This is a genomic window from Kitasatospora sp. NPDC051984 (assembly GCF_044593455.1).
Lineage (GTDB): Bacteria > Actinomycetota > Actinomycetes > Streptomycetales > Streptomycetaceae > Kitasatospora.
On sequence record NZ_JBIUCB010000056.1, the window covers coordinates 1 to 5,329 of the forward strand.

Below are 5,329 nucleotides of genomic sequence, written 5' to 3' on the forward strand. Positions count from 1 at the left end.
TGCTTCCCCGCCCTCGACTACTTCGAGAACTCGGGACTCCCCTTCGTCGTCGCCCTCAACGGCTTCGACGGACACCAGCCCCACACCGGCGACGAGGTACGGGAGGCACTGCAACTCAGCGCGGACATCCCGATCGTCACCCTCGACGCCCGACGCCGGGACAGCGCCAAGAGCGCACTCATCACCCTCGTCGAGCACGCCCTCCTCGCCCGCCTGCGGTGAGTGGAGCAGGGCCCCGCCGGGGGCGCGTACCAAGGATGGTTCGCGTCCCCGGTAACAGTTCGACCAGCACATTTGCCGGGCTTTCCTGACAGTGCGTAGTCGTCCGGCTCCGGTCCGCGCCAATGGCCTAGACCTTTGCGGAAGTTCCGCCGCAAATGTCCACTTTCCTCCCCGGGCGTGCGGGGCGGGGCAGCCGTTTGTCCGCTTCTCCGGCTCGTGTTGAATTCCAGCTACCCCGTAGTATCCGAGCGGGTCGCGGCCCGTCGGGGGGTAGCCGCCGGATTGATCCATGGCCGCCAGTCGGTCGAGAGGTTGTTGTCGAGTGAGGCGTAAGCAGCCAGTCACCCCGCAGCGGCGCTCAGAGCCCCGCCAGCAGGAACCGGCAAGCGGCCGGACCACAGGTCAGTTCTCCGCGTTCACCGCGGCCGAGGACCGCGGCGAGCCGCAGCGCACCGCCCCCGCGGCCGTCGGCGAGTCCGCCGAGCGGGCCGGCGCCGCCAAGGAGAGCAAGCGTCAGAGCGGCGGCCGGGCCGACTTCCTGTCGCCGCTGAACTGGCGGGTGCCGACCCGTCTGGTGGCCATCCTGGTCATCCCCGTGGTGATCGCGCTGGTCTTCGGCGGCCTGCGCGTCAACACCTCGCTGGACGACTACAGCAACGCCGACCGCGCGGTGCGCATCGCGAAGCTGGCGAGCGCCGCGACCAAGCTGGCCGACGCCCTGGAACAGGAGCGCGACGACAGCCTGGTGCCGCTGCTCACCGGCCAGGGCGACCAGGGCGAGGTGAAGAAGCTCCGGGACAAGACCGACCAGGCGCTGGCCGAGTACCGTTCCGCCTTCTCCAAGATCAAGGACGACGCGACCGTCGCCCGCCGCGACGGCCAGTTCGAGTCGATGGTGTCGTGGCTCCCCCACCTGCGGCAGAACGCCTACAAGCCGGAGCTGTTCGCGACCGCGACCGTCAACGCGTACTCGATGATGTACGCGCCGCTGCTGTCGATGGACAACTCGGTCGGCTTCGGCTCCACCAACGTCACCTCCAAGGGCCGCGCCATCTACGCGATGTCGCTGGCCAAGGCGGCCGCCTCGACCCAGCGCGCGCTGATGCTGCACCTGCTGGTCGGCCTCGGCGTCGGCGGCGTGGACGGCCACGAGGGCCAGGACCTGATCCAGGGTCTGCAGGTCGCCGCCAAGCTGGAGCAGACCGCCCGCGACGAGTTCAACACCGCGTCCAGCAGCGACGAGGTGAAGGTCTACGCGGACGCCGAGGTCGCCCAGACCACCGCCGACCAGCGCCTGCCGCTGCGCATGCCGGACGGCCGCACCATGCCGAGCATGATCTCGCTGCTCGCGATCGGCATGAACTACGGCAGCCAGCTGGCCACCGCGGCCTCCAACCGCGACGCCGCCACCCGGATCGTCGACCTGGCCGGCGCCGACGGCCTGACCCGCCCGCTGTGGGACCAGGCCACCAAGAGCCACATGAGCGCGCTGCGCACGGCCGAGACCGAGCTGCTGGACCAGGTCGTCGCCGACGCCCAGGGCATCAAGGACCGGGCGTTCACCGACTGGGTGCTCAACGCGCTGATCGTGATCGCCTCGCTGGTGCTGGCCGGTCTGCTCACCGGCTACATCGCCCGCTCGATGATCCTCGGCATGCGGACCCTGAACACCGCCGCGCTGGACATCGCCAACCACCGTCTGCCGGAGCTGGTCGACAAGCTCTCCAAGACCGACCCGGAGCGGGTCGACACCTCGGTCGCCCCGATCCCGCTGCACGGCACGGACGAGATCGGCGAGGTCGCCCGCGCCTTCGACCAGGTCCACCAGCAGGCCGTCTCGCTGGCCGCCGAGCAGGCGCTGCTGCGAGGCAACGTCAACGCGATCTTCACCAACCTGTCGCGCCGCAGCCAGAGTCTGATCCAGCGCCAGCTGTCGCTGATCACCGACCTGGAGAACAACGAGGCCGACCCGGACCAGCTGGAGAACCTCTTCAAGCTGGACCACCTGGCCACCCGCATGCGCCGCAACGGCGAGAACCTCCTCGTCCTCGCGGGCGAGGAGCCCGGCCGCCGCTGGAACACGCCCGTCCCGCTGGTCGACGTGCTGCGCGCCGCCGCCTCCGAGGTGGAGCACTACGAGCGCATCGAACTGGCCGGCATCCCCGAGGCCGACGTGGTCGGCCCCGCCGTGACCGACCTCGTCCACCTGCTCGCCGAGCTGCTGGAGAACGCCACCTCGTTCTCCTCCCCGCAGACCCGGGTGCTGGTCAACGCCACCAGCCTGCCGGACGGCCGGGTGCTGGTGGAGATCCACGACAAGGGCATCGGCCTGACCGCCGAGGACTTCGCCGAGATCAACGAGAAGCTCGCCGAACCGCCCACCGTGGACGCCACCATCTCCCGCCGCATGGGCCTGTTCGTGGTCGGCCGGCTGTCCCAGCGGCACGACATCCGCGTGCAGCTGCGCCCCTCGGGCGAGTCGGCCGGCACCACCTCGCTGGTCATGCTGCCGCAGCAGCTCACCTCGCTGGTCGCGGTGCCCGAGCCGCAGAACGAAGAGTTCACCGTCTCGCGGATCTTCGCCGAGCAGGAGACCCCCGCCGAGTGGTCCTTCGACGGCCAGGAGCGCACCGCCGCCGAACTCGGCTTCGACGACCACCTGCCGGGCCGCGGCCTGCCCGGCGGCAACGGCTTCTCCCCCGCGCTGGAGTCCATGCAGCGCTCGCAGCGCCTGGAGGAGCAGCGCCGCCGGGCCGCCCTGGAGATCGGTCCGGGCGCCACCCTCGAGGAGCCGATGGAGGCGGAGATCCTGGAGTCGCCCTACGGCGCCGGGGACGACCGCACCGAGAACGGCTATCAGGCCCCATACGCGGACGACTACCGCCGTCCGGAGTCCGACCCCTTCACGGACGCCTACGAGCCCCAGCAGGCCGCCCAGGACGACGCCTACGGCTACCAGGACAGCGGCTACGGCCGTGACCAGTACACGCCCGGCGAGCACTACCAGGACGACCCGTACGCGCCCGGCCGGTACCAGGCCCCGTACGCGCCGGCCGGCTTCCAGGACGACCCGTTCCAGGCCGGCCAGGGCTACGGCGACGAGTACCAGCAGCCGTACGCCGCCGGGCAGTTCGCCGACCAGCAGCAGTACGGCGACGAGCAGTACCCGCAGGCGCAGTACGCCGACGAGTACCAGCAGCAGGACTACGGCTACGAGGAGCCCGCCGGGCACCCGTACCCGGCGGAGGAGCTGCCGGCGCTGCCGCCGGCCCCGGGCGGGTCGACCGGCGGCGGGCTGCCGCAGCGCCGGCCCGGCCAGCAGCTGGCGGGCCCGGCCGGCGGGCCGGGCGCGGAGAGCCCGAACTGGTTCACCGGCGCGAAGGACACCTCGGCGCCCGTCGAGTCGCGCGGCCACGACGTGTCGGCGCTCGGCGGCTACGGCCCGACCGGCCCGACCTCCGCGCCCAGCGAGTGGGAGTCCCCCAACGACGGCGACTGGCAGCGCGCGGAGAAGCTCCGCGAGCCCTCCACCTCGGGCACGACCCCGTCGGGTCTGCCGCGCCGCGTGCCGCGGCAGAACCTGGTGCCGGGCAACGCCAAGCCCACCCCGCAGGACGGCCCGCAGGTCTCCCGCGACCCGAACGAGGTACGCGGCCGCCTGACCAACCTGCGCCGCGGCGTCGAGCAGGGCCGCCAGGCCGGCGGCGACTCCGGGACCACCGGTAGTTTCCGGATCGACCCCGACCAGGGGGCGTACGGTGATGGACCGCACAACAGCAGCACCGATCTCTTCGGCGGCTCGAACCAGCAGGAGCGTTGAGTTGACCCAGATGAGCCAGGCCGCACAGAACCTGAACTGGCTGATCACCAACTTCGTGGACAACACCCCCGGGGTGTCGCACACGGTGGTGGTCTCCGCCGACGGTCTGCTGCTGTGCATGTCCGAGGGGTTCCCCCGGGACCGTGCCGACCAGCTTGCCGCCGTCGCCTCCGGGCTGAGCTCGCTGACCTCCGGCGCCAGCCGGATCTTCGAGGGCGGCGACGTGACCCAGACCGTGGTCGAGATGGAGCGGGGCTTCCTGTTCCTGATGGCGGTCAGCGACGGCTCCGCGCTCGCGGTGCTCGCCTCGCCGGACTCCGACATCGGTCTCGTCGGCTACGAGATGGCCCTCCTGGTGGACCGCGCGGGCGCGGTCCTGACGCCCGCTCTGCGGGCCGAACTCCAGGGCAGTCTCCTGCACTGACGGTTCGTCGGATACCGTCCTGGTATTCGAAAGACCTCATTGCCCGTCCCGAGGCCGCTTCGGCGGCCTCGGGACCGGGCGTTGTACGGCCTTCGCACCACCGGCCCCGGCGCTCCTCCGGCGACGCGGCCCGCTACGCACCGCCGCACCCTGAGGAGATGAACCGTGACACCGCCCGACCACAGTGGCCAGTTCGGCGTCCCGTACGCGGGCTCCGGCCACGACGCTTTCGGGACTCCCGGCGTCGGCCACGGTCAGCAGCAGCAGTACGCGCCGCAGTTCGACAACGGTGGCCAGTCGTACCTGCCCCCGCAGTCCGACCCGCGCTGGTACCAGCAGCCGGACGGATACGGCCAGGCCTACCCCGGTCATGAGGCGTTCCCGCACGACCCCGCCGACCTGCCGCACCGCTACGAGGCGCCGCACGTCGAACAGCCCTACGAGGACGACGGGTTCGACGACTACGAGGACGCCGAGCCGCTGATCCGCCCGTTCGCCATGACCGGCGGACGGACCCGGCCGCGCTACGAACTCGCCCTGGAAGCACTGGTCTCCGCGTCGGTCGACCCGGCCCGGATGGCCACGCTGCTGCCCGAGCACCAGCGGATCTGCTCGCTGTGCGCCTCTGACGTGAAGTCGGTGGCGGAGATCTCCGCCCTGCTCGGCCTCCCCCTGGGGGTGGCCCGCATTCTCGTGGCGGACCTGGCCGAGGCCGGCCTGGTCGCCATCCACCAGCCCGCAGCCGGCGGTGAATCCGGCAACCAGCCCGACGTCACGCTGCTCGAAAGGGTCCTCAGTGGACTTCGCAAGCTCTAACGCGGCCGCCCCCAGCCGCGCCACCACCTCCGCCAAGATCGTCGTCG

General features: G+C 71.4%; 3 protein-coding genes and 1 pseudogene. All 4 read left to right on the forward strand.

All coding sequences use genetic code 11. The annotated features are described in order from the left end of the window. Window positions 1–222, forward strand: a pseudogene (locus ACIHEI_RS37370) (ATP-binding protein); the annotation flags it as partial. Between the two features lie 322 nt (window positions 223–544). After that, the gene (locus ACIHEI_RS37375; RefSeq protein ID WP_396609979.1) at window positions 545–4,042 is read left to right on the forward strand and encodes a nitrate- and nitrite sensing domain-containing protein; all 3,498 of its coding nucleotides are present in this window, start codon (window positions 545–547) and stop codon (window positions 4,040–4,042) included. A 10-nt stretch (window positions 4,043–4,052) separates the two neighbouring features. After that, on the forward strand, window positions 4,053–4,466 hold the full coding sequence (locus ACIHEI_RS37380; protein ID WP_387649956.1) for a roadblock/LC7 domain-containing protein: 414 nt from the start codon (window positions 4,053–4,055) through the stop codon (window positions 4,464–4,466). A gap of 165 nt (window positions 4,467–4,631) precedes the next feature. Next, entirely contained in the window at window positions 4,632–5,282 is a 651-nt protein-coding gene (locus ACIHEI_RS37385) for a DUF742 domain-containing protein (RefSeq protein ID WP_392956984.1), read from the forward strand. The last annotated feature ends 47 nt before the right edge of the window (window positions 5,283–5,329 follow it).